This window comes from Mesorhizobium sp. WSM4810 (genome assembly GCF_055811235.1).
In genome coordinates this window covers 1-23,615 of record NZ_JBVVQV010000051.1, presented here as the reverse complement: position 1 = coordinate 23,615, position 23,615 = coordinate 1, and the positions used below count along the sequence as shown (strand labels likewise).

At 61.7% G+C, this 23,615-nt stretch carries 20 protein-coding genes and 5 pseudogenes; 10 read left to right on the top strand and 15 right to left on the bottom strand.

The genetic code is table 11. From position 1 onward, the window contains the following. Positions 1–286: 286 nt before the first annotated feature. The 3 genes from AC0L3O_RS34470 to AC0L3O_RS34460 all read right to left on the bottom strand — a co-directional run bounded on the left by AC0L3O_RS34470 (position 287) and on the right by AC0L3O_RS34460 (position 4,071). Positions 287–1,459, bottom strand: coding sequence for a site-specific integrase (locus AC0L3O_RS34470; RefSeq protein ID WP_473618011.1), 1,173 nt, complete (start codon positions 1,457–1,459; stop codon positions 287–289). Positions 1,460–1,468: 9 nt separating this feature from the next. Next, complete coding sequence (locus tag AC0L3O_RS34465) at positions 1,469–2,566, bottom strand: hypothetical protein (protein WP_473618010.1); 1,098 nt, start codon at positions 2,564–2,566, stop codon at positions 1,469–1,471. A gap of 398 nt (positions 2,567–2,964) precedes the next feature. Next, positions 2,965–4,071 (bottom strand): tyrosine-type recombinase/integrase, encoded by a 1,107-nt coding sequence (locus tag AC0L3O_RS34460; protein ID WP_473618009.1) that lies wholly within the window; start codon positions 4,069–4,071, stop codon positions 2,965–2,967. A 127-nt stretch (positions 4,072–4,198) separates the two neighbouring features. On the opposite strand from AC0L3O_RS34460, the gene AC0L3O_RS34455 reads away from it, so the two are divergent. Next, on the top strand, positions 4,199–5,212 hold the full coding sequence (locus AC0L3O_RS34455; RefSeq protein ID WP_473618007.1) for a DUF1403 family protein: 1,014 nt from the start codon (positions 4,199–4,201) through the stop codon (positions 5,210–5,212). 3 nt (positions 5,213–5,215) lie between these two features. Then, on the top strand, positions 5,216–5,956 hold the full coding sequence (scpB, locus tag AC0L3O_RS34450; protein WP_473618006.1) for an SMC-Scp complex subunit ScpB: 741 nt from the start codon (positions 5,216–5,218) through the stop codon (positions 5,954–5,956). 352 nt (positions 5,957–6,308) lie between these two features. Here scpB and AC0L3O_RS34445 read toward each other — a convergent pair whose 3' ends face one another. Next, positions 6,309–6,629 carry an ATP-binding protein gene (locus AC0L3O_RS34445; protein WP_473532615.1) on the bottom strand — a complete coding sequence of 107 codons (321 nt, stop codon included), beginning with the start codon at positions 6,627–6,629 and terminating at the stop codon, positions 6,309–6,311. A gap of 133 nt (positions 6,630–6,762) precedes the next feature. On the opposite strand from AC0L3O_RS34445, the gene AC0L3O_RS34440 reads away from it, so the two are divergent. From AC0L3O_RS34440 to AC0L3O_RS34430, 3 genes are all read left to right on the top strand, one after another. Beyond that, positions 6,763–7,056: a hypothetical protein gene (locus tag AC0L3O_RS34440; protein ID WP_473618005.1), complete on the top strand. Its 294-nt coding sequence runs from the start codon at positions 6,763–6,765 to the stop codon at positions 7,054–7,056. 36 nt (positions 7,057–7,092) lie between these two features. Further along, on the top strand, positions 7,093–7,299 hold the full coding sequence (locus tag AC0L3O_RS34435; RefSeq protein ID WP_473618003.1) for a hypothetical protein: 207 nt from the start codon (positions 7,093–7,095) through the stop codon (positions 7,297–7,299). A gap of 228 nt (positions 7,300–7,527) precedes the next feature. Then, positions 7,528–9,867, top strand: coding sequence for a S9 family peptidase (locus AC0L3O_RS34430; RefSeq protein ID WP_473618002.1), 2,340 nt, complete (start codon positions 7,528–7,530; stop codon positions 9,865–9,867). A gap of 434 nt (positions 9,868–10,301) precedes the next feature. Here AC0L3O_RS34430 and AC0L3O_RS34425 read toward each other — a convergent pair. From AC0L3O_RS34425 to AC0L3O_RS34395, 7 genes and pseudogenes are all read right to left on the bottom strand, one after another. Beyond that, positions 10,302–10,496, bottom strand: a pseudogene (locus tag AC0L3O_RS34425) (dihydrodipicolinate synthase family protein); the annotation flags it as partial. A 30-nt stretch (positions 10,497–10,526) separates the two neighbouring features. After that, a complete protein-coding gene (locus AC0L3O_RS34420) occupies positions 10,527–11,354 on the bottom strand; it encodes a YggS family pyridoxal phosphate-dependent enzyme (protein WP_473618001.1) in 828 nt (275 codons plus the stop codon). 15 nt (positions 11,355–11,369) lie between these two features. Then, positions 11,370–11,765, bottom strand: coding sequence for a LysE family transporter (locus AC0L3O_RS34415; RefSeq protein WP_473618000.1), 396 nt, complete (start codon positions 11,763–11,765; stop codon positions 11,370–11,372). 10 nt (positions 11,766–11,775) lie between these two features. Beyond that, the gene (locus tag AC0L3O_RS34410; protein WP_473618013.1) at positions 11,776–12,030 is read right to left on the bottom strand and encodes a LysE family transporter; all 255 of its coding nucleotides are present in this window, start codon (positions 12,028–12,030) and stop codon (positions 11,776–11,778) included. Positions 12,031–12,107: 77 nt separating this feature from the next. Next, on the bottom strand, positions 12,108–12,737 hold the full coding sequence (gene grxC, locus AC0L3O_RS34405; protein WP_473617999.1) for a glutaredoxin 3: 630 nt from the start codon (positions 12,735–12,737) through the stop codon (positions 12,108–12,110). Between the two features lie 57 nt (positions 12,738–12,794). Then, a complete protein-coding gene (locus AC0L3O_RS34400) occupies positions 12,795–14,129 on the bottom strand; it encodes a DUF4236 domain-containing protein (RefSeq protein WP_473617997.1) in 1,335 nt (444 codons plus the stop codon). Next, positions 14,102–14,413, bottom strand: coding sequence for a hypothetical protein (locus tag AC0L3O_RS34395; RefSeq protein WP_473617996.1), 312 nt, complete (start codon positions 14,411–14,413; stop codon positions 14,102–14,104). Before AC0L3O_RS34395 ends, AC0L3O_RS34400 begins: the two co-directional genes overlap by 28 nt. Before the next feature lie 74 nt (positions 14,414–14,487). Between AC0L3O_RS34395 and AC0L3O_RS34390 the strand changes: the two genes are divergently transcribed. Further along, positions 14,488–14,715 carry a hypothetical protein gene (locus AC0L3O_RS34390; RefSeq protein WP_473617995.1) on the top strand — a complete coding sequence of 76 codons (228 nt, stop codon included), beginning with the start codon at positions 14,488–14,490 and terminating at the stop codon, positions 14,713–14,715. A 398-nt stretch (positions 14,716–15,113) separates the two neighbouring features. On the opposite strand, the gene AC0L3O_RS34385 is transcribed toward AC0L3O_RS34390, so the two are convergent. The 3 genes and pseudogenes from AC0L3O_RS34385 to AC0L3O_RS34375 form a co-directional block, all read right to left on the bottom strand. Beyond that, a complete protein-coding gene (locus tag AC0L3O_RS34385; RefSeq protein WP_473617994.1) occupies positions 15,114–15,881 on the bottom strand; it encodes a Shedu anti-phage system protein SduA domain-containing protein in 768 nt (255 codons plus the stop codon). Between the two features lie 893 nt (positions 15,882–16,774). Further along, positions 16,775–17,679 (bottom strand): annotated as a pseudogene (locus tag AC0L3O_RS34380) (IS91 family transposase). Positions 17,680–17,682: 3 nt separating this feature from the next. After that, a complete protein-coding gene (locus tag AC0L3O_RS34375; protein ID WP_473617992.1) occupies positions 17,683–18,591 on the bottom strand; it encodes a site-specific integrase in 909 nt (302 codons plus the stop codon). A gap of 759 nt (positions 18,592–19,350) precedes the next feature. Between AC0L3O_RS34375 and AC0L3O_RS34370 the strand changes: the two are divergent. The 3 genes and pseudogenes from AC0L3O_RS34370 (at position 19,351) to AC0L3O_RS34360 (ending at position 22,156) form a co-directional block, all read left to right on the top strand. Continuing rightward, positions 19,351–19,790: pseudogene (locus tag AC0L3O_RS34370) on the top strand (hypothetical protein). Positions 19,791–19,966: 176 nt separating this feature from the next. After that, positions 19,967–20,599 carry a tyrosine-type recombinase/integrase gene (locus tag AC0L3O_RS34365; RefSeq protein WP_473617991.1) on the top strand — a complete coding sequence of 211 codons (633 nt, stop codon included), beginning with the start codon at positions 19,967–19,969 and terminating at the stop codon, positions 20,597–20,599. 411 nt (positions 20,600–21,010) lie between these two features. Then, positions 21,011–22,156, top strand: coding sequence for a hypothetical protein (locus tag AC0L3O_RS34360; protein WP_473617990.1), 1,146 nt, complete (start codon positions 21,011–21,013; stop codon positions 22,154–22,156). Between the two features lie 232 nt (positions 22,157–22,388). Here the strand turns inward: AC0L3O_RS34360 and AC0L3O_RS34355 are convergent. After that, a pseudogene (locus AC0L3O_RS34355) lies at positions 22,389–22,843 on the bottom strand (AAA family ATPase); the annotation flags it as partial. A gap of 41 nt (positions 22,844–22,884) precedes the next feature. On the opposite strand from AC0L3O_RS34355, the pseudogene AC0L3O_RS34350 reads away from it, so the two are divergent. Continuing rightward, positions 22,885–23,615 (top strand): annotated as a pseudogene (locus tag AC0L3O_RS34350) (ISL3 family transposase); the annotation flags it as partial.

The window sequence follows — 23,615 nt, the reverse complement described above, 5'->3', positions numbered from 1 at the left end:
ATCCTGCTGGTGCCGAGTGTCGTGGCGCGTCTCGATTGCAATGTGCTGATCAATCCGGCGCATCCGGAGTTTTCAAAGATCCACACAGGCCTGCACCAGCCGGTCTACTGGGACCGGCGGCTGTTTGGCGCGTAACGGGCTCTTTGTCCCTACAGCCCGCTCGCTTTTGTGAGATTGACACGAAAACAGTCGCGCCGACGTGGTATCTGCAGGTCATCTCGGCCGAGGCGTGGCCGAGTCCTAGAGCTGACGCCGCAAGCCGTGATGCATCGGATCGATCTGCGACTCAGACGATGATCCGCGCCGCCCGCCCGAGCGTGCGCTCGGCGTCGTTGTAGTAGTTGGACGCCTGTTGCACCGAGCGGTGCTGCGACTGCTGCATGGCTTCGGGCAGCGGAATGCCGCGGCGGGCGATTTCGGTGAGATAGCCGGAGCGCAGGCCGTGGGCGGAAAACGCAATCGGATCAAATCCGGCCTCGGCGATGCGCCGCTTGAGGATCAGGTTGACGGCCTGTGGCGTCAGCGCGCGGTTTTCGAGATTGCCCCAGCGGTCGATGCCGCGAAAGACGGCGCCCTCAGTGATCCCGGCGCGCTCGAGCCAGCCTTTCAGGGCCAGAACAGGCCGGCCGACGAGCAGCACGAAGGCGTCGCTGTCAGCCTGTGCCGTTTTTGTCCGGCCGAGCCTGATTTTTAGGCACGGCAGTTTGTCCAAAGAGTCGGGAGCCTTGGGATCGGCGGGCACCGGATCTTGTTCGACGATCTGCTCGAACCGGAGCGAAGCAATTTCGCTGCGGCGGCGGCCGCCGGACGCGAAGGCGGTGATGAGAAGGGCGCGGTCGCGCACGTCGACGAGACGGTCGCCGGCGCAGGCTTTTAGGAGCGCGGTCAAAATGTCGGCGGTCACCGCCTTTGTGCTCTTGCGGCCGCGCGGGCGGGCGCTGGCGCGCACCGCCAGCTTTATGGCGCTGCGCAGGCCGGGCGCCGAAAAATTTCCCCTAAGACCGCGCCAGCCGGTCAGCGTCGACCAGCTGGACAGGCGACGGCGCACGGTGTTCGGCGCGTGCGGGCCGTCGACGCGCAGCAGGCCTTGGGTCCTGAGCGCTGCAGCCACCTCTTCGGGCATGCCGTGCGTGGACAAAAGATCGCGTTTTGCGGGATCCCACAGGTGATGGGCGACGAATTTGATCAGCAGTGCCTCCGGCGCCGGCCAGGGGAGCGAAAAACCGGTCGCGGCCAGCGACCATGCTTCGAGGTAACCGAGATCGGAGGCCAGGGCGCGCAGGGAATTCTCGCCGATGCCTTCTTTGGCGAGATGGCGCAGTGTGGCGACGTCGTCATCGGTCAAAAGTTCGGCCAGAAAATCGCGCCGGTCGAATGGCAGCGCCGAATCCAGCGCGTCGAGCGCCTCCGCACGGCGCAGCTTTTGGTCGCGTACGGGTTTTGGCAGGCGAAGATCCATGACGGCGGCTCAGAACAGATATTTTTTGTCGGCCCAGGCGAGCAGCACGGCGGCGTCCCGATCGGGCAAACGCACCCGACCTTGGCTCAGGCCTTCAGCGATCGCATCGCCGACGTCCGGATCGACCCAGTGCCCGTGCGTCATCAAAAAGAACCAGGCGAAGGGCAGGCCCACCTCGGCGTCGATCGCCTCGGTGCGCTCCATCAGGCGGTGCACCGAAATATCTTCTTCCAACGCCAGCTTCTCGGCGGGCATTTTGAGCGGCCGCGGGATAAAACCGATCTCGCGCCGGCCGCGATGCTCAAGATCGTGGATGTCGAAGGCCCAATGGTCAAAAATGCGGTCGGCGCAAGCGCTCGACCGCTGCCAGTCGGCAAAAAAGCGGTTTTCACGTGGGACAAAATCGAACCAGTCCGGATTGGCCTCTAAAAACGCGGTGTCGCGTGTGCCGTCGGGGCCGACCTCACGGATGATGCGGTTTTCGAGTTCGGGACGGCTTGCCTCGCGCTGTTCCTTGTCGATGCGCGCCCGGCGCGCCAAGAAACTCCGCATGTGAACGATGCCGCCGCCGGCGCGGCCGCGCAGCCGGTAGATGGGTCCGGATAGTAGCGGCCCGTCCGCGGCAGGCTCGCGCTGCACCCAGGAAGGGTCGAACAGATCGTCGGCGCTATAGGGGCGGTAGTCGGGATCAACGACGGGGCCGGCCAAAACCTCGATCTCGCGGCCGAGCGAGAGCTGGATAAAATCGGCGACGCCCGGCCCGGTCGGCGCAAAGGCGAAGGCGCTGGCGCCGCGCCATTCGGCGAATTTTTCCCCGTCCTCGCGATGCCGGTTCCAGAAGGCGGTGAGATCGCCGTTGAGTTCGGCCAGCTCTTTTTCCACCCAGGCGCGATGGTCGCCGAGGCGGGTGCCATCGGCGGACAAGACGGTACGGGCGTCGCCGCGCCAGTAAAAGTCGTCGACCGGCGCGGTCGAGAACGAAAAGCCTGGAAAGGCCTTGTTGAGGGCAGGGGCGAGCTCGGCGTTGGCCGACTGCGCCACCAGAGATGCGAGCACGGTTTCGACGGAAGCGGGGTCGGGCAAGCGGACGGGTTTTTGGTCGGACATGCCGGGCGCCCTCTCTCGTGCGGCGGAAAGCCGCTTCGCTATTGTCGTTCGCGGCCGCGCGGGACGTCGCCGGCGGCCATCCTGGGGCCGAAAATGACTGATTTGCGCCGCAAAAACAATCACTATCGATAAGAGGTGATTATCGATAGTGAGAAAGGCGCCAGAGAAAATCCCCTGCAAGTCAACTTAACATCGAGATAGCTTGACTAACGCGAATCAGCCATCATGAAAACAATGGCTTACGACATCGGTCTTTTGTCCCTGAAAACCCTGATCGGACCGGTTGCCCGCGCCACTGTCGCTTTTACTTCCCGATTTCAATTGAAGCGCTAAGGTGAAAACCCTGCTCTCTCCGACCGCCGTGTGGCGGCGCAACCGGGGGGAGGGGAGGGGCTTTGCTAAAGCCCGGATGCCTTGGTGAGGTTGGTCCGGAACCGGTCCCGGCGCCGTTGATACTTCCGAGTCATCTCGGCCGAGGCATGGCCGAGTTGCTTCTGCACGTAGCGCTCTTCGATCTCGGCCGAGGAGGCGAGGCCGGCGCGCAGGGAATGCCCGGCGAACAGCTGTTCACGCTCGCCCTCTGCAAGATCGGCGCGGACGCCGGCGGCCAGTGCGGTCTTTTTGACCAGGCGGGCGACGTGCTTGTCGGAAAGCCGCTCGACATCGACGGTCTTGTTGTCCTTGAAGATGCGCCGGAACAGTGGCCCGCGGGCGATCCTTCCCAGTCTGATCCAGGTCTCCAGCGCGACAACCGGACAAGAAAAATCGCTGGAGCCGCGGCCGACCTCGACCTCGCGCCAGCCGGTCTTGCCGCGCAGCGTGACCAGCACCCCTTTGTCCGGAAAGATCGCGATCCAGCCAGCCCCATCGCTGTTTTCCTCGCGCGTGACGTCGAGCCCGACGATTTCCGAGCGCCGCAATCCGCCGGCGAAGCCGAGCAGCAGGATGGCGCGGTCGCGCAGGCTCCTGAGATCGTGGCCGAGCGTGGCGATCATGGCGAGCAGATCTTCGCCCAGCAGGGCTTCCTTCACGCGCGGCGGCTTGGCATGCTTGCGGCGGATGCCGGCGAGCACCGTCGAGATATGCCGGTCGGCGCGGCCCATGACAAAGCCGCGCTGGGTAAAGTTCCAGGCGAGGCCGGAGAGCCGCCGCTCGATCGTTGCAACTGACAGAGGCGGGATGCCACGCTTTGCATCGCCGGCGGCACAAGCGCTAATGTAAAGCCCGATTGTCTGCACCGCCGGCGGCAAGGGCTCGAAGCCGTTGCGCCGGCACCAGGCGGAAAAATGGCGCCAATCCTTGGCGTAGGCATCGCGGGTGTTTTCCGAGCTGGCGTTGTTGGCGTAGTCCTTGGCGGCTTCGACCAGGTCCTCGACGTGCGCCGGGACACGGGGTGCCGTCCGACCCATTTCCATGACGAGATCGACGATGTCGGGCAGATCGGGATGAAGAGGATCGGCGGCCGGGAGATCAATTTTGGCGGGTTTGGAGGGGGGATTTTCCATGGTTTGGCAGGCTAGGCGCATACGTCCGATAAGGCAAGCTTACCGGACATAATCTGGCCACGACAGGCGCGGCGGTTTGTTCGTATTGTCGTTGTTAAAAGCGCCGCGATGAGTCATGCTGTCGAGGATGATTCTCCACGCCAAACCGCCTTCGCGACACGCAGTCCAGCCGCTCGGCGCCGCGCCGATCGCGCCCATGACGGCTGTGCCATCCTGGCTGCGCAGGGCAGTCGAGACGGCGCAAACCCTTGAGGATGCTGCGCTTGCCGCCGGCGCGGCGCTGACCGCGCTCGATGCTGTCGTGCGCCGGGACGAAAAATGGGCGGGCGCCTGGCGGCAACGTCTGGCACTCGGCGCGGCCGCGACAACGGCGCGGCAGGCGGGGCGCACCGAGGACGAGGCCGCGCTGCGCGATTCTTTTCTCCTGACCCGCCCCGGCGACGATTGTGGGCCGGGCGGTCTTTTGCTCCTCGCCTGGCGCCGGCTGGCAGCCCGGCCCGCAGAGGATCTTCTGACGGAGAAAAACCTCACCGTGGTCTTGGAAGAATTCGGTTTTTTCGCCCGCAACGGCGCGGCGGGCGGCGATCTCCTCGAGGATCTCGGCCAGCTGTCTGCCGCAGGTGGGGTTGTCGAGGTGCTGACCAGCGCTTTCGCGAGCGCGGAGCGCCATGGTTTCGGCCGCAGTTTCGGTTCATGGCTCGCCGACGCCCTGCTCGCGCAAAGACTGGGATGGCCGCATGCGGTGCCGCTTCTGGGAGCGCAGCCGGGATCGGGCGGAAGCACGCGTGGCGTGCGGGTGAGAACAACCAGTCTGACGGAGAGGGATCAGGCGCCAGGCGGGGAGAGGGTGCAGGGCCTGCTCGTGGCTCAGGCGCGCGCAGCGCTGCGGGCGATCGACCTCTCGACCGAGCTCGGCCGCCGCGCCGAGCGGCTGCTCGCCGTCGCGCCGAAGCTGCGCGCGAAGGGTGCGGATCTCGTCGTCGAAAAGCTGCTGTCCGACGACGCGCTGGTTGCCTCGCGCGGGGACAAAAAAACCGGGATGAGCGACCGCGGCCTGCGCCGCTTGTTCGACCGACTGGTCGATCTCGGCGCCGTGCGCGAGCTGTCCGGCCGCACCACGTTCCGCATCTACGGGCTTTAGGAAATGGCTGAAGCGGCGCGCAAGAGGCGAGGGCAGGGCCGGTCAGATGACCATCGATCAGGCGACCGTCGTTCATATGACCATTTGTTCGATCGCGATCTCGACCACCTGCCGGCGGAGGTTCGCTGGCGGGAGTGGATGAACCGCGTCGAGGCCACGATTTTTGCCGCTAGTGAACCGGTCGGCCGCGAGACGCTGACGCGCATCGTCGGCAAGAGCTGCAGCATCGACCTTCTGATCGACGATATTCGAGAGGAGCTACGCGGCCGGCCCTATGACCTGGTCGCCGTCGCCGGCGGTTTTCGGCACCTGACCCGGCCGGCCTATGCCGATGCCATCCGCAGTGCATTTGGCACCGCCGGCGGCGACAACAGGCGTGCCGTAGACCTGACGCAGTCGGACGTGCTGGTTCTTATGTGCATCGCCTACTTCCAGCCGATCACGCGCGGAGAACTGTCGTCGTTTTTCGGCAAGGAGATCAGCCGCGATTTTATTGGTCATCTGCGCGGTGCCGGTCTGATCGCTTCCGGCCCGCGTAGCCCGACGCCGGGCGCGCCCTACACCTACGTGACGACAAAAGAATTCCTGCTGCAGTTCGGGCTCGACACGCTGCGCGATCTCCCCGACATCGAAGCGCTTGAGGATGCAGGCCTGCTGTCGAAGGAGAAGCTGCTGGCGGGCGACATCACGCCGGGGTTTTCCAGTGACTGGGAAGAAGATGCGGGCGTTGCCGATGATGAATAGCATGCTGCTCACCAGGGATGGGTGGTTCGCGGGCAGCAATCCTATCCGCGTGGGACCGCAAGAACACGGTGACGCTTCGTTTTGATCGCATCGTCAGTGGCGCGCGAATAGGCCGCGAGCAGAGCAGCAAGGTCGGCGCCGGTCGAGGGTGACCGCACAGACCTCGGCGATCCTTGATGCGTGTCCATGAAATCCGAGAAGTGCGCAATCAACCGGTCATGGCCGCCTGCAGCCAGGACGAGCCGACGCCGCCGGGCAACAAAGAAGAGTGTTGGGGTCGAGCCAATCAATGTCGCCCTTGGCGCGAGAACAGGATGGTACGCTCTTGGGGTACCGCATTTCCGCTGCGACACTAGGCGACCTGTCGGCTGATCTTCACCAGGTGCAGTGACGCCGGAGCCTGCGGCAGTTCGTGGATCGTCACGCTCGGACACACCTTCCGCGCGAGGTCGCAGCGGTGCTGATGGTGGGTGAAGTACACCACCTGTCCCACCTTCGCCATTCCCGCGAAGAGCCGGAAGGCTTCCTCTGCGCGGAAATCGTCAAAGGTCTCCATGATGTCCTCGGCCAGGAATGGCACCGGCCGATGCGAAGAAGCGAACTCATGATATCCGGCGACGCGAAGGGCCAGATAAAGCTGGAACCGCGTTCCCTTCGACAGCGCGGCCGCCATCTTTGATCCGCCGTCCGCGCTTTATGGCGACGAGCATCTCGGTGTCCTTGTCAGGCTGGGTCACGAGCCCCCGGTAGTTGCCCCTGCTGATCGTATGAAACGCCTCAGACGCTTGAGCCATCATGGAACTCCGGTGGCGGTCCCGGTAGAGGCGAAGTGCCTGTTCGGCCGCCACGACACCAATCCGCAGCTTGAGATAGCGGAGAGCCTTCTCGTCGATCCGGAGCGACGCGGTCCGGCGACGCTCTTCGATCCGAGCAGCGGCATCGTCATCTCCTATCGCATTGACCGCGTCTGCCGCCTTGCTGTGTTCGGTGAACAGTTCCCGGCTCCGTTGATCCTGATCCTCGAAGCGGCCTTTGAGTTCTGCCGCTTCCGTTTCAAGGGTCACTCTTGTCAACCCGAGATACACCCAAGGTCAATGTGACTTGGGGTTGTCCGAGCTGTCGGATATGCGACGTCAATGTCGGTCATCGACACAGCCGGTCCGATCGATCGCCTTGATCTAAAGGGATTTTCCTTTGGCGCGCATATTGCATCGTTCATCCGGATACGGATCAACGGACTGACGCCAGCCATGCAGAGAATGCCGATCGCCAACGCTTCGTGCCGGGCCCCGTTCCGGCCGTTTCCGGTGCAGGAACAGCAAGGAAGTGTGATCGGGCTTTGAATATTTGTGACATGGAAAATACCCTGCTGGCTCGGATGCCAACTCTTCAGTCTGGTTCACCCGGCCAGTTCCTGGATATCCGCGTAGGCGCACGGGTCATGTTGACTGCCGTCTCGGCCGCACCCGCGTGCTGACGCCTTCGAGCAACGCTTAACGGCTGCTGCACACCGGCGATGAAAAGCCAGATCCAACAATGCGTCTCCCGAAAACCGAAAGAGGTGAACAGATATGGTCGAGATCGGCGCTTCGGCGCTCGCGTCATTAATTCAAGAGGCATCGGGATCGGCAACCGCTCGGGTGCTGGCCAACGGTTCGAACGGTGCACATCCACCGCTGGCGCTGGCGGATTTCGAGCGGGCACTTACGATCAACGATCGCTATAGCGGACTCAGTGCCAATGTCCCCGAAATGCCTTTTTGGCTGACTGGGGGTGAAGCCTTCGTCTACCGCCGGACTAGCCACGGCGAGCGCCAGTTCATGCGGGTCGATGCTGCCACGGGTTTGAAACGGGCCGCCTTCGACCAGGCCCGTCTGGCGGCGGCGCTAAATGAAGCGAGCCATAAGAGCTATCAGGCCGGCGATCTTCCCTTCGAGCGTTTCGAACTGACCGAGGATGGTTGCAGGCTCGACTTCCTGATTAAGCAGGTCCGGTGGAGCTGCGACGTTGCAAGCTATGTTTGCACCAGCACAAACTTGGATGTGGACGCGCCGGCCTTTCAGCTCAGCCACGACTACACCCCCCCGGCTAAGAATAACCCCGACCAGAGGAGCGTCTCGCCCGACGGCAAATGGATCGTCTCTATAAGGAACCACAATGTTTTGCTGCGCAGCAAGGACGGATTGCAGAATGTTGCGCTGAGCCGGGATGGATCCGAAAACAATGGCTACGTCTTTTCGACACTGAGTTGGTCGCCGGACTCGCGCCATCTAGCGGCCTACCGCGTTCGCCCCGGCTACAAGCGGGAGGTCCCGTACCTCAATTCGTCGACGGACCGGTTGCAGCGCGAATATTCGACAAGGGTCTATCCCAAGCCGGGCGATGTCCTTCCGCTGCCCCAGCCGGTCCTGTTCGACATTGCCGGCCGCCGCCAGATCGTGATCGACGACGCCCTGTTCTCGAACCCCTTCGAACTTTCCCCTCTCCAATGGTGGGCGGACGGTCGCGGCTTCACTTTCGAATATAACCAGCGCGGGCATCAGCTCTATCGGCTGGTCGAGGTAAACGCCGCCACGGGCCGCGCACGCTCGCTGATCGATGAGACCAGCACGACCTTCGTTGATTACCGGCCGCTGGTGATGAACCAGCGCCGTACCGGCAAAATCTTTCGTTACGATGTCGACGACGGGAAGGAGATCATCTGGGCGTCCGAGCGCGATGGGCACGAGCACCTGTATCTGTTCGACGGCCGGACCGGCGCGCTCAAGAACCAGATTACCAGCGGTGAGTGGGTCGTGCGGGGGGTCAACCATGTCGATCCGGTCAAGCGCCAGATCTGGTTCGAGGCGAGCGGGATGCACCCGGGGGAAGACCCTTATTTCGTCCATGCGTACCGCATCGGCTTCGACGGTGAGGGGCTGACTGAGCTCACGCCCGAGCCGGCCAACCACCATGTCGAGTTCTCTCCCGACGGCCGCTACTATGTCGATCTCTGGTCACGCATCGATCTGCCGCCCCGCATGATGCTCTACCGCGCCAGCGACGAGGTCAAACTCATGCAGGTGGAGACCGCCGACATATCCGAGCTCGTCGCCGCAGGCTGGCAGCCGCCACTCAGTTTCCACGCCAAGGGGCGCGACGGCAAGACTGATATCTGGGGCGTGATCCACCTGCCCGCCAATTTCGATCCGAAGAAGAAGTACCCGGTGGTGGAGAATATCTATGCCGGGCCCCAGGGCTCGTTCGTCCCAAAATCCTTCTCAGGGCGGACAGAGCCGCTCACGCAGCTGGGCTTCGTCGTTGTGCAGATCGATGGCATGGGTACCAACAAGCGCTCGCGCGCCTTTCATGACGTTGCCTGGAAAAATCTGAAGGACGCAGGCTTTCCCGATCGCATTCTATGGCACAAGGCGGCCGCCGCGAGGTATCCGTGGTACGATATCTCCAATGTCGGCATTTTCGGCGGGTCCGCAGGCGGCCAGAACGCGGTGGGCGCGCTGCTCTTCCATCCCGAATTCTATAAGGTCGCGGTCGCCAACAGCGGCTGCTACGACAACCGGATATACAGGATCAGGTGGAGCGAACAGTGGATGGGGTGGCCAGTCGGCATTGAATATTCCCAATCCTCCGCCATCGACAATGCTTACAGGCTGCGGGGCAAGCTGATGATCGTCGTCGGCGAAATGGACCGCAATGTCGACCCGTCCTCCTCGCTGCAGCTTGCCGACCGACTCATCAAGGCGGGAAAAGATTTCGACATGGTCTATGTGCCTGGTGCCGATCACAACGCGCCAGGCATCTACACTGAGCGCAAACTCCTGGACTTCTTCGTTCGCAACATTCTCGATCAGACCCCACCCGACTGGAACGCTGAACGAACCGAGCTGCAAAAGAGCAAATCGTCACGATGATGGCTTCGGCTGCTTCTGCCTGTGGCAATCCTCGCGCCCGTTTTGTTGGCTGTGATCGAGGCGGCGAGCGAGCGGAGAACCGCTCCCACGAGGGCCTGCGCCGATTCCTGCGCAATGGTGGCCTTAGCAAGACGGAAACGGGAACGATTCCGACGCTCGACGGCCGCAAAGCGGGAATTGAGGACATGGCGCCCCGCCTCTGCCTGCCTCTTCGATGACGGTAGGCGGCCCTCCCTTCTAAGCCCGCCGCGGCATCCCGCAACCTTTCGCTCTCGCTTCGGGTCCTTCTCTTCGTTCCGGTCCTTCGGATGCGGTGCGCCTGGACGGCGGCCCTTCCGTCCCAACTCGCCGCCTACCCCGCTTCCCTCCCGCTTCCGGGACCGCGAGTCGGCGAGCGGAGACAAAACGAAGCATGCAACACAGAAGCGTACCGCGACGACCGGGATATGACCCGAGGCTTCCTCCACCGCAGCTTCGATAGCGCGGCGTCGTTCGTCGCGAGTCAGATACATATAAATGCCGGTGCTGCCGAGCAGGCCAATGGAATCGACCTCAGCCGCGATCAGCCGGCTGACCAGTTTCCGTAGAGCGTAAATGTCCACCCGGCCGGAACGATCGGCGGGGGTGATCGGAAAAGCAGACCGGCCGTTTGCGAAAAATCATGGTTCAATTCCTCGGTCGGTGGGGGCGAAACCCGGCCAGTAGTGGCCGTCAGGCGTCGGCCGCTTGCCAAAGATGGCCTGACCGACGCGCACGACAGTGGCGCCTTCCTCGATGGCTTGCTCGAAGTCTCCGGTCATACCCATGGAGAGCCCGGTGAGCGCGGCGTTGTGCTTCACGGCTTTGTCCCGCAGCCGGCGCAGCAGAATGAAGCAAGGCCGCACCTTGGCCATGTCGGAGGAAAACAGCGCAAGTGTCATCAACCCGCATGGCCGGAGACGGGGAAACTGATCGAGGGTCTCCACGAAGGGCAGCAGTGCGCTCGGATGGAGGCCGAACTTGCTGTCCTCGCCAGACGTGTTGACCTGCACATAGACGTCGAGGAAGCGATCTTCGCGGTCCAGCCTCGTGTTCAGAAGGTCGGCGAGCCGCAGGCTGTCGAGCGCATGAAACTCACGCGCGAAGCGGGTCAGATATTTGGCCTTGTTGGTCTGCAGATGCCCGACGATGCTCCAGTCGATGGCGAGATCGTGAAGCGCCTCGCTCTTTGTCATTGCCTCCTGGATCTTGTTCTCGCCGAAGGTGCTGATGCCGACGTCGAAGGCATATCGCAGGATATGGGCCGGCACCGTCTTGGTGATCGGCAGCAACCGCACGGAGGCACGGTCGCGCCCGGCCCGCACGGAGGCACGGTCGCGCCCGGCCCGCGCGCAAGCAAGCGTGATGCGCTCTTCAACCGACGCCAGATTGGTGCGGAAGCTGGTAAGGGGATCAGGCCCGAAGCGTTCGACGTCCTCGGGCGAAAGCGGCGGATTGTTCGTGCCCATTGTGATCTGCCCCCTTCACCGCCCGGTGGCCAGATAGCCGCCGGCTTCCGTGATTGCGCGTTGAACCAAGGTGAGACCGGCGCCTGCGAAAAACAGCTCCGGTCCGTCAATCCAACGTTGCGCGTTGGCGTAGAGCCTCGACATGGCCGGAAAGGAGAAAACGATCGCGTATCCGCTGCATATGATGACAGGCAACACCGCACATCCGAGCAGGGTGACGAAGGGCATATAGGCAGGAGCCCCCGGCTGAAGCCCGAGAGTGATTGTAGCGACCCACGCCATGACGGCTTTGGGATTTGCCACATGGATCAGCACGCCCCCGACGATAGAGCATCCTGAACTCCGCGCGGGAGGGTTGAGTTTCGGCCAGCTTCGCCAGGTCCTTCCCCTGGAGGGCCGCCCGCAATGCAATCACCGCAAGTTAGATGAGATAGGAACCGCAGACGATCTGGATGGCGGTCAGCGTTTGAGGATAGGTCAGAAGCAATGCGGCCAGCCCTGTCGATGCGAGTGTCGCCCAGGTCCAGGAGATGGTGATCACCCCGGCGGCAAGTGCGAACGCTGCCGTACGGCCGCGGATCATCGCCGTGCTCATGATCGCCATATTACTGGGCCTGGGCTCAAGGCGCCCAAGATGTAAGCTGCATAGGCCATGAGCAGGGAATGGAGAGGCGATACGTCCAACGATCGATATCCTGGTGTTCGCGTGAGGAGCGCGATATGCGAGGGCCAGAGGAACGATTGCCTGGCCTATTAATTCGTCCGTGCGGCGAGAGGTTGGTCCAGGCGACCGGCCCGGTCGAGTTCTTGCAGTTCGTCGCCCCCGCCCACATGGGTTGAGCCAATGAAAATCTGCGGGACCGTCCGGCGGCCGCCGCTGCGGGCGACCATGACGTTCGCCGCTTCCGGATCGCGCTCAACGTCAACCTCGATGAACGCAACGCGCTTTTCGGTCAGGAGCGCCTTCGCGGCCTTGCAGTGGGGACAGTCCGGGGTGGTGTAGATCAGCACGCCCGACCTTTGCGCCGGAGCGGTGTTTTCTTGCAGCCAAGCGACGACTTCGGCCGCCGACCTGTTCGGCGGGAACACCGGATAGAAGACGTGTTCAATCACCCCGTCCTTGGTGACGAGGGTCAGCCGCTTGATCAGCCGCATGCCTTCCACGGTCATGGTTGGCAGGCGCAGCGCGTCAGTCAGCTTGAACTCGGCATCGCTCAGGATCGGGAAGGCCAGGCCGAGCCGATCGGACAGCTCTTTTGGGGTTTGCGTGCTCAATCCGTAGATCGTGACGCCGAAGGCGGCGAACACATCCTTTTCGGCCTGAAACGACAGGGTTTGCGGCGTGCAGGCTGCACGTTCGGTACCTGGAACAGTTATTGTCATTGCTAGCCATTCGAGCCACCTCCCAAGCTCAGTTCGCTTTGCGCCCAGCAGCTATGGTCACCTTTTCGACTGGCGCCAACCAGCCGCGCGCGCCTCGTCTTCTGAACAGAACATTCGCTCACCCTTGGCAGGGCTGATCACTGTCTCGTCATAGAAACGCTGGCCGGGGAGGTGGTAGATGCGAACGCCCTTGTTGCTGATGTTGCCCTTGATGGCGCATGAGCCCGAGAGCAGTCGAACTGGATTCGTGGTTTCCTGCTTAGGCGCCTGCTGCGCGGCACGCCATTCCCACGGAGGCTGAAACTCACCTTGCCAGATCCCGCGTTTCGCCAGCCGAGCTTCGTCCTGATGGCTCGCGAAGGCGCCGTCCGAATGGCGCGGCCAGTCCATCGCGTGGCCTGCGCTAACCAGCCACGTTGCCACCGCCGCGCCGTCGGAACGATAGCAGTCGCCGACGAAGCGGCCATAGCGATCCCACTCTACGAATTTGCAAGTCACGGGCCGAGAGGTTGCCAGCCAAGCATCAAGCGCTTTCGCCGATGACTGGCCGCAGTGGTAATTCTTACTCCTGGCGTTCTGGCAGAGCTGAGTACTCTCAGGCGCATCGATGCCATTGAAACGTACGCGCGTGCCGGCAATATCGATTGTGTCTCCGTCGACGATGGTCGCGCGGCCCGAGATTGTGTTGCTGTCATTGGCCGGCTGTTCGGGCGAAATTAGTGGTGCTATCGGCGAAGAAGTTGCCTCGGGTTCAGGGCGAGGCTCTGCGAGATAATCGCCTAGAATCCAGCCCGAATAGTTCCCGTACGAAACGTGATGCCAGGACCCTTCGCGCTTCGATGACAACACTGCAGATCCGACTGGGACGGTGAGTACAATCTGCGACTCCGCCGATGGGGATGTCCGTAGGCGAACATTTGCGGTACTATAGAGTGTCTTTTGAACGGAAGAGGCGGGCCAGGCATAAGCGTCTGAACCTTGGGAGGCCCGAGGGTCCGGTTCTGCTGTCGCGGGCTTTAGGTTCTGCTGCTCGGATCCAGTGGTTGATAACCGGGCTCCGGTAATCTTGGTTTCATTATAAGGCGTGCTGCACCAAACCAGTCCGGCGCCAACGGTGAGTAGCACAAGGGCGAGTGGGCCCTTCGAAGACGGCTTGGTTTGGGAAGCAACTAATTGCGATGGCGCGCTAGGCACTGGCTGTCGCTTCGACGAAACAACCTCTGAATAAGAAAGTCCGGTGCCAGGGATGCTCGCACTGAGGCGCTTTTTGCCTGTCGTGCTAACTGTATATCCAAGCCCTTTCGGCCCAACCCGCACGCTGGCACTTTTCGCGTTGAGATTTATCCGGACTCCCGGCGCAATCCTTACAGATTTTCGAAATCGGAATGCCATCCCCAAGCGCCCCCGTGAACATGATGTGGCGAAAGCGATCGGGAGTCGAGTTGGTTGTCCGACAAAAGCCTTGAAGCAGCCGTGCGGTCGCTAAGCATCGCTACGAGTATCGACGCGCCCTCCATGCGGCCCAGCGCAAGGTTGACGATCGCCGGCGTGCAGTCGAGCACGTTGCGACGAGCCACTCTGAGGAAGGCGGCCTCGCTCACAATTTTCTGTCCCAATCCCACCCGGTCATTCTCTCGGCTGTCATTGATGGCATCAACGAAATCAAACGCCTGCAAGCGTCCGTGCTTGCTGCATTTGCCGGGGAGAGTGGTGAAGTCGTCGGGCGGCCATACCGGACTTCGGACCAACTTTGGACACCGTCGTCCAGACGATTGACAGAGATCTGCTGCGCTTGCGCCAGAGCGACGTGCCGGCAACACTCGCCGCGCTCGAAAAAGAACGCGTTGAACTGCGGCATCGAGAGGTTCTTTCGCAGAACCTCGAAGCAGCCATCTCCTACGTCAATGATCGAAAGTGGATCGCGTGGGCCGAAGGCACTCCACGTGCGGCGCTGAATCCGAGGCACCTCACGGAATAGCAAGGCGAGCTTTTCACGAGCGTGATTGCGAAGAACTACCGGAAAAATCTTGGGAAGGAATGCGAAACACTTAATTGCCAGGTTCCAGTCGAGCTTCGCACCTAGGGGCGGCAGGGAAAGACGATTCGCTCCCTCCATAAAGGACCGCCGGCCGGAGTGCGCCTCAAGCTCCCTGAGCACGCCAAGCGAGTAGAACCCCTTGGCGCCGCCGCCATCGAGGCTCAGGATACGATATGGCTTTGATGGCTTTGCCGGTTCTGATGTTTCGCTCAAGGCGGCTACCACTGGAGGGAAGCCAACTTTACAGCAAAGCTCGTTACCGGTCTGGTGGCGCGGGGCCTTATCCCAGGGCCTTATCCCCTGCAAATAACCTTAAGCAAGCTCGAGTGTGGTGGCACTCAGCGAAGGCGATTTCTCATTGTGCGCAGATAATCGTTACGCATCTCGGCGCTGGTCGGGATCGGTAGCACCTCGTTGAAGCCCAATAGCTTGCCTTCCTTCCAGGACTCCATGTCGAAACCGTTCTCAATCAGCGCACTTATCTGCGTTTCGGTGAGATCAAGGTGCTGGGGCCCCATGGCGGAGAAGAAGTGAAGCGGTCGGTCGATCATGGACTTGAAGCCGAACCGGTGTTTCACCTGCCGGAGAACGTTCTTCTTAAACCTCGGCGATTGTCCATAAAGGCCGATGAGGCTGTCATAGCTGAGGACACGAATGCCCTCGTTTTCCCGAAGATCGACCATGTACGCTTTCGTGGCGTCGCTCCGGTTTTTGCCGTCAGACCGTCCGTAAATAAGCTGGTACCTAATCGTCACTGGGTTGTCCCGTAACGCCCCCTGCATTAGGGGTTTGAGGGCATCGATAAGTGTCTGTGGCTTATCCCTCAGGTGCGCCCGCCACTCCTTAACCTGGGCTAGGGCGGCCGTGAAATCAGCGGTGGGCGTGGGCCGGTTCTGGTTCTTGGTGAAAAACTGCTTCTCTGGGCTTTCCAGCTCGACAAGGGTTATGTCCCAAAAAGCGGAATTCTTATTCATGTAAACGTAGTCGGTGCTAAGCGCCGTCGAAAGTTTGAACTTCGATACAATCGCGTCGAGATGCAGTGCTGGCGTTGCCTCAGCCGGTGTAGGGATCAGCTCGGTGTTCTGTTCCAGGAAATCCTGTACCACCTGTTCCTTCTGGCGCCCGGCAGGAGGTGCTGAGTCGAGTACATTGTGGAACCGAAGAACAAGGTCTTCATCTAGGTCTAGATACATGGGCTGCGGCTACTCGGTGCAATGTCGTCGACACCACACCCTAACGCCGTGCATAGCTTATGCAATGTCTGTTGACTCGGTGCGCGAGAACCATCTTCAAGGTTACCGTAGCTTCGTCCTCGTCTGCCTCTTCCTCGGCCTGTCCGGTAACGCTCAGTGTGACGCGGGCGATGCCCCCAGCGTCGCTCCGCGGTTCGATAGGCGCCGAGACGCCGAGATATAGTCGCCGAATTCGCTGCCGGGGAGCGTTGTATCGAAGGCCGGCGAAAAGGTCGCCAGCTCGGAGAACGGCGCCAGGAAGATCTGCGCAAGGCCGCTATGGAAGCGGGACTGACGCGGATGAACCCCTCTCAACACATGAATTTCCGATATTTTTCACTTCGAGGTGGGTCCCCGCCATGTCAAGGCGCGGCGCAGCATGAGAGGGTTCACTCGGTTTGGTCTGCCCCCCGGCAGCGGAACGGCTGCGTTCTGATAGGCCAACACCAAAAGCGGACCGTCAGCTTCCGTGAAGAGTTTCGGGCGCCGGCAGGCGTACGAAAGTCCCCGAGGAAGGAACCCGCGGGCCACAGTCGAAGGCTATGGGGATTTCGGGTTTCGGCTGATGTCGGCGATGGCGCGACCGCCGTCGAGGAGTTCTTGGGTGAATGCGGACAGACCGCTTCGTTGCGCCTCCGCGCGTTGTTGTCCGACCGGTGGGCGGCTGGGCGCGGCTCTGTCGGAGTCGATAATCACCATAGACGTGCGTCGATCCGTTGCCGGAGGCTGAGTGCCCTTGGCTGAAGGGGAGACCATGCCATGCCGGGTCATGGAGAGTTCTCCCGGTTCGTCGCCGTTTGTCCGGCGGTCCGCGCGGCTGCTTCCACCGTTAGAACACCTCGATCACGATCATGCGGCCGCCGCAGCACGGGCACGGCGGGCGGAAGTCGTCCGGTTCGGCCGATGGATCGTTCGTGGCGGGAGGCGCGACCGCGAGCAGTTCGCGCGCGAGTGCGAGGCTGGCCTTGCGGGCGGAGCCGGCGAGCAGGCCATAGTGGCGGATGCGATGGAAGCCACGCGGCAGGACATGCAGCAGGAACCGACGGATGAACTCGTCGGCGGTCAGCGTCATGCGCTGCTGCCGGTCGGCGCCTTCGCGACGATAGTCCTTGTAGCGGAAGGTGACGCCGCTCTCGTCGAGGCGGATGAGGCGGCGGTTTGAGATGGCCACCCGGTGGGTGTAGCGCGACAGGTAGGCGAGCACCGCTTCCGGGCCGGCGAAGGGCGCCTTGGCATAGACCACCCAGCGCTTCTTCCGGATCGGCGACAGGTGGTGCAGGAATGCCCGCCGTTCCGCGAGATGAGCAATTGCGCCGAAGAAGGCGAGCCGGCCAGCGTCGTGCAGCGCGACCAACCGGGAGAGGAACAGCCGGCGGAACAGCTTGCCGAGCACCCGGACCGGCAGCAGGTCGCCCTCGCGCTCGGCAAGCCATGTCCGCGCCGCGGCACCCTGGCACTTTGGACAGTGCCGGTTGCGGCAGGAGTTGTAGGCGATGCGCCAGTGGCCGCAGTCCTCGCAGGGCTCCACGTGACCGCCAAGGGCCGCGGTGCGGCAGTGCTCGATCGACGACATGATCTTGAGCTGCTGCAGTGTCAGATGCCCTGCATGGGCGGCCCGGTAGGCGGGCCCGGCAGTACGGAAGATGTCGGCGACCTCGACAGAGGCGCGCACGGCTCAGCCATCGGGCGAGATCTCTGCCTCCTTGAACAGGCCGAGCTTGTCGAGCGGGCTCGTGACCGTGCGCACCGTGCGGGTCGCGACCTTGGTGTAGAAGGCGGTGTTGTCGAGCTTGGCGTGCCCGAGCAGGACCTGGATGACCCGAATGTCGGTGCCGTCCTCCAGCAGGTGGGTGGCGAAGCTGTGGCGCAGCGTGTGCGGCCCGACGCGCTTGGCGATGTCGGCCGCCTGCGCTGCCTCGACGACCACGCGATAGAGCTGGCGGGTGCTGATGGGCTTCATCGCATGCTGCCCCGGAAACAGCCAGCCGTCGCGGTGCATCACGCCCTGCTGGCGTCCGACCTTCCACCACTGGCGCAGCAACAAGAGCAGGTCTTGCGACAGCATGGCGTTGCGGTATCGCCCGCCCTTGCCGCGCTCGACACGTAGCAGCATGCGCTCACTATCGACGTCGGCGATCTTCAGCGTCGACACCTCCGCCACGCGCAGGCCCGCGCCATAAGCGACCGACAGCGCGGCCTGGTGCTTGAAGCAGGTGGTGGCGTTGAGCAGCCGGGCGACCTCGTCGCGGCTCAGCACCACCGGCAACGTGCGCGGGTGGGCCAGACGAACGAGCTTGCGCGCCAGATCGGGACGATCGACCGTATGCGTGAAGAAGAAGCGCAGCGCCGACACGATGCTGTTCATCGTCGGCACGGGAACACCGTCGTCCTGCTGCTCGATCTGGAACTGGCGCAGGTCGTCGGTGGTCGCTGTGTCTGGTGAACGCCCGAGGAACGTCGCCAGGCGTCCGATGTCGCGGAGATAGTTGCGCTGCGTCTCCCGTGAGAAACGCCGCATGTTCATGTCGTCGATCAGCCGCTGACGAAGTGGACTGATAGGTGCATCAAGAACAGGATAGGGCATGGTCAGGCTCCTTGTTGAAGAAGCCCGCCATGCTCTGCTCCAGCCGAACGACGCTCAACGCGAGCGCGACGATCGACCATAACCCTTACCTCAAGCACAGGGTGCCCTCCCGCGCGAGCGGGTTCGTTCTCCGGCCCACGGCAGTCATCAAGCAGCGGATGGCGCACGCCACCGGCCTCGCAGCTCGCACATTTGGGTATACCCTTGCGTGACGTAACCCGCCGGCTGCACGTCAGCGTAACATCTGGGTTGACATCAACTATTTGTGATAAGATAGCGTCGAGCTTAAACCTCGATGTAACATACGATTGAACGGCTGATGAGGTATACGTTGGGATTGAGCTGATGTCCGCATTGCGCCCAAATGTCGGCCGTAGAAGTCGATCATTGACGTTGCCCGGAAGCAGACATCTCCTTTGACCGCGCTGTACTTGGCGTCGCGACGAGCCTCCGAGCACATCTCAGCAACGCGGTCAAAGGTTGTGGGTTGTTAAATGTTTACAGCTTTGCGCATCCCCTCGCTTTCGTGGCTCTAGATTTCGTGCAGGCAATCCTGAGTCAGCCGAGCGTTGGCTGCCACCGGCCCTGCCACCGAGACTATGTTGCCATCCGCCTCGTTTCGTGGCGGCCTTCTCGCAGCCGGATTCAGGCCGCGCGCTTGGAACTAATGACGGGCGAGACTGTTCAGCTGTGACTTTGGCATGACGCTGACGTGCCCTCCTGGCTGGGTAAGCCTCGATCTTGAGGAGGACTCGCATCATGAAGATTTCGTCCAGATTTCGTTCAGTCGCGGCTGCGGTTGTCGCTGCAGCAGGAATCAGCTTTGCCGGCACCGCGCATCCAGATAGCGGTACGATCCGCTTCTCAGTCTACAAGGCTGCCTTCTTTGTGGGTGGCTCTGGAGGCGAGGGCACGCTGACCTTCCATGGTCGCCGCTATCCCATCTCTGTCGGCGGCATCTCGGGCGGCCTCGCCTTCGGGGCTTCTAAGACCTATTTCCATGGTACCGTGCGCCACATTCGCCGCGTCCAAGATGTGACGGAGGTCTACGGTGCGGCGGGCGGTGGCGGCGCGCTCGGCAAAGGGGCCCAGGTGATCGTCATGACCAATGACAGGGCGCCCAACTCGAGCTCTCAGGCAAGCAGGTAGGCCTGCAAGTCAACGCCGATCTCAGCGGTATTGCCATCACGTTGAAGTAGCGGCCGTCGCTCGTTCGTCGTCCCTGCAGTCGGCCCACTACGCTGAATACAAAGGTCGGCTTTCAGCGCTACCATCTAGGAAGCGGCCGTTCCACTGTCGGCCCAAAAAAACGCAACCGACGGTAGGTGCAAGGCGGGAAAATCTCCCTGGCCGATGTCGGCCAAGGAGAATGATCATGGGTATGTCACAATATGATCCGGGTTCGCAGGAACGTCGGGCTTGGAATGCTGGCCGCAAGATCGGAGCCAAACGAGCGTTGAAGCCACGTCAGGTATGGGCCGTTCGCTTCTTCCTCGATCAGCACCGTCGCGTCCGTGACCGAGCACTTTTCGATCTGGCGATCGATAGCAAGCTGAGGGGCTGCGATATCGTAAAGATAAAAATCGGCGAATTGGTCAGCGGCAGCCAAATCCGGACCCGGGCGATCGTCGTTCAGCAAAAGACGGGTCGGCCGGTCCAATTCGAGTTGATGGATGATGCGCGTGCCAGCCTTCTGGCATGGCTTGATCGGCGTGGCGGCGCGATCGACGAATACGCCTTTCCGAGCCGCATCGATCACGCCGATCATCTCAGCACACGGCAATATTCGCGACTGGTCGATGAGTGGGTGACTGGCATCGGCCTGCGCCGGGAGGAATACGGCACGCACTCGCTACGGCGGACCAAGGCGTCCATCATGTACAAAGCCACCGGCAACCTACGAGCGGTGCAAATCCTACTCGGACATACCAAGATCGAGAACACGGTGCGCTATCTTGGCGTCGACGTCGAGGATGCACTCACTTTGGCGGAAGGGACAGAAATTTAACCACCCCGGCTCCTTGCGACCAACGAGGAGCCGGACAGGTACGCGCCCGTTTCCTGTCATCCAGCGAAGCTTTCCCGGCTCCCAAAAGCTGACGTTCGGCGCTGGCCAGAACGGCAGACCACCTCGGGGCGGCGAACAAAGGTCTGCAGCAGTTGGTCAGGAAAGGAGACGTTCTGTTGCAGTGCCTTAGCCAGGACCTAGTATCGGGCGTTACGTCAAATCGCCATGGATAGTGTAGAATCGCTTGACCGCTATGAGCGAGCTTGGCATAGAAGGCGTGGCCCACACGCGGGCCGGTGTGCCCGCCACGCAAAGCTTGTCAGCGTTGAATTCTGAAACTGTCACTCCATGCCAATGGCAGGGTCTGGCCATTAGCGGGCACATGGTCGGATCATATCCAGGATATGGACGATGACCGAACCAAGCGAACTTCGCATACTTAAGACTCTGGCCAAACGGTACGCGCGCGCAAACAGGATCGCGCAACATCACGCACTTGACTTGATCGCGGGGGAACTCGGTTTCCCCAGCTGGGTCAAATTGATCTCCTCAAGCAAGAGGGGTTGGCAGATTGATACTAGGCTAATGAGTGGCGTCGAGGCCTTCGTTGGGCGTCCCCTTCCGATGGCAACCTTCATGAAGGGTGATGCCGAAGCAATGGACCGGCGCTCCGCTTACCTCGAACATGCCGAACATGGCTCGATTGGGAACCATCCATATCGGCTTCAAGAAGTACTTGGCGACGTCATCATTGCCGGTGAAGGTTGGAGCATCATTGTGCCCGAAAACCCTGGCGCGATTCCGATCGTGGAGACGTACACCGACCGGGACGCGAACTGCCCGATTAATGACCCGAAGTTCCTCGAGACAGCACTAACGCTAGCCAAAGATCGAGTTACTCGGGTTCGCGCGGAAATCTCTTCAAATTGGCCTCGACGGTCCACAAAGCCTGACCTCAATGGTGTGGTGCGGCACCCGCTGGGCCGCGGCAAGTCGGATGTGTGGTTCTGCATACGGTGCGATGGAAAGATTACCGGTCCCCAGATCGCCCAGAATCTCTGGCATTGCCTAGGGTGCGGCGCATCACCCCTCGACCTCTTCGAGACGGCGTTCTGGTCTGATGATAACGGCGAGTCTTTCCTGCCGGTCAAAAATACCGACGACGAACCAGATTTTCGGATTGTCGATGGCAGACCAAAGCTCGACTTGGATGAGGAGAAGATCATTCTTCTCATTCGCAGCGCTTTGCTTGACGACGCTACCAACATTAGCGAGAAGCTGGGCGCCCTTCAGGCCGACATCAGTGTGAACGACGATAATGACATCTGGATCATTCTCGATATTGATCTGTGGCCGGAGGACAAGGACCCGGCTCAGGCTTTGGCAGTGGCGGAGCTACTGGGTGTCGAGGTTGAACTTGCATCGACCGCGTTCACGATACCTTTCGCTTGGCCGGGCCTGGGTGAGATAGCTTCGAGCACAAGTGAGTACGCGCAAATGATGCTGGACGCCTATGCTCAGTACGGCGGCTCACCAGACAAGAAAATGAAGGAATAGCGATCCCTGTTAGACCAACACTCTGCCCATGTCAGTCATATCGATGGGTAGGCGTGTTGGTCGCGGCCGCTTGTCGTTCTGCCACCGAGGATTGAGCGATTTGAGCTGAAGCCTGCTGTTATTTACCCTTGAAGCGCTGGTGAACGGGGCCGCGTCTGGACGGGCAGCCAGGCGCCCCTTTTCGGCCAGTCGCAATGCCTCCAGTGCCGAGCCTCTTCCGCCGATTGAGTCGCTATAGGCGGAGACGGAGCCGCTTGGCCCGATCTAGGAAGGCGGGCTCTCCGCCTTCCAGAATTTCGCATACTTCTTTCCGGATTCCGGGTTTTCGAGGCCGCCCGCGATGTAGGTCATAGTCGGCAGAGCACCCGCCTGGTGATGCCCGGCCTTTGCAACAATCACTTGATCCGCATCGGTGTTCACGACCAGATTTGCGTTGTGCGTCACCACTATTATCTGGCGGCGAAGCTTGGTTTCGCGGAAGCGCTCAACCAGTTCGTCGTACACCGACTTCGGATCGAGATTTTCTTCCGGCTGATCGATCACGAGCGGTCGGTCGTCGTTGCGGTCAATCGACAAGTACAGCAGTAGCAGGACAATGCCGCGAGTGCCCGGCGAAAGCTGTTCGATCTCCACGCCGTCGTATTGAACGCTGTAGCGAATGCGGATGTGGTCAAGGCTGTAGAGCCAAGCTGAGAGCTCAACCGCCCAACTTCCGCATCGAGGTGACCATGCGAACGAAGTCGAAATGGTCGCCCGGCCCAGGGGTCAAGATACTGGGTGTCACGCTCACCGTTGATGACGGCTGGATTGTTTCCGCTGCCGGGTCTGAGATCGGCATTTGTCCCGATTGTCGACGGCAAAGCCGAAGGCGGCACGGCTGGTCCAACCGCAGCCTCCAGGATCTGCCGGTCCCAGGGCAAGCCCGTGACGGTGAAGCTCCTGCTGAGCCGCTGGCGATGCACAAATCGGAAATGTGAACGACGAACGTTCACCGACCGTTTGCCGACGATCGCGCTTCCTTACGCGCGCCGGACGACGAGGCTCGGTGAGATTGTCGGGTTGCTGGGCCACAGCACTGGCGGCCGTCCTGGCGAACGCTTGATGCAACGGCTCGGCATGCCGATCAGCGACGACACCATCCTGCGGCAGTTGAAGCGGAATGCCGCCGATGCTCACCGCAATTCGGAGGTTCGGGTGGTTGGCATCGATGACTGGAGTTGGCAGCGTGCGACAAACTATGGGACCATCATGATTGATCTCGAGCGTCGCTCGGTTGTCGACATACTGGACGATCGCAGCGTCGAGAGTGCGGCCAAGTGGCTGCGTGACCATCCTTCCGTCGAGGTCGTCAGCCGGGACCGCTGCGGTCTCTATGCGCAGGCCGTCCGTGAAGGCGCACCGCAGGCCCGGCAGGTAGCCGATCGGTTTCATCTGATCCAGAACCTTCGCTCGGCAATCG

Bases quoted from the DNA above. Each gene is read 5' to 3' on its own strand.
- AC0L3O_RS34460 (WP_473618009.1), bottom strand. From the start codon at position 4,071: ATGGAAAATCCCCCCTCCAAACCCGCCAAAATTGATCTCCCGGCCGCC.
- AC0L3O_RS34365 (WP_473617991.1), top strand. From the start codon at position 19,967: ATGGGTATGTCACAATATGATCCGGGTTCGCAGGAACGTCGGGCTTGG.
- AC0L3O_RS34420 (WP_473618001.1), bottom strand. From the start codon at position 11,354: ATGGGCACGAACAATCCGCCGCTTTCGCCCGAGGACGTCGAACGCTTC.
- AC0L3O_RS34400 (WP_473617997.1), bottom strand. From the start codon at position 14,129: ATGGCATTCCGATTTCGAAAATCTGTAAGGATTGCGCCGGGAGTCCGG.
- AC0L3O_RS34465 (WP_473618010.1), bottom strand. From the start codon at position 2,566: ATGTCCGACCAAAAACCCGTCCGCTTGCCCGACCCCGCTTCCGTCGAA.
- grxC (WP_473617999.1), bottom strand. From the start codon at position 12,737: ATGACAATAACTGTTCCAGGTACCGAACGTGCAGCCTGCACGCCGCAA.
- AC0L3O_RS34435 (WP_473618003.1), top strand. From the start codon at position 7,093: ATGTCGGTCATCGACACAGCCGGTCCGATCGATCGCCTTGATCTAAAG.
- AC0L3O_RS34360 (WP_473617990.1), top strand. From the start codon at position 21,011: ATGACCGAACCAAGCGAACTTCGCATACTTAAGACTCTGGCCAAACGG.
- AC0L3O_RS34430 (WP_473618002.1), top strand. From the start codon at position 7,528: ATGGTCGAGATCGGCGCTTCGGCGCTCGCGTCATTAATTCAAGAGGCA.
- AC0L3O_RS34375 (WP_473617992.1), bottom strand. From the start codon at position 18,591: ATGCCCTATCCTGTTCTTGATGCACCTATCAGTCCACTTCGTCAGCGG.
- AC0L3O_RS34445 (WP_473532615.1), bottom strand. From the start codon at position 6,629: ATGGCGGCCGCGCTGTCGAAGGGAACGCGGTTCCAGCTTTATCTGGCC.
- AC0L3O_RS34455 (WP_473618007.1), top strand. From the start codon at position 4,199: ATGATTCTCCACGCCAAACCGCCTTCGCGACACGCAGTCCAGCCGCTC.
- AC0L3O_RS34470 (WP_473618011.1), bottom strand. From the start codon at position 1,459: ATGGATCTTCGCCTGCCAAAACCCGTACGCGACCAAAAGCTGCGCCGT.
- scpB (WP_473618006.1), top strand. From the start codon at position 5,216: ATGGCTGAAGCGGCGCGCAAGAGGCGAGGGCAGGGCCGGTCAGATGAC.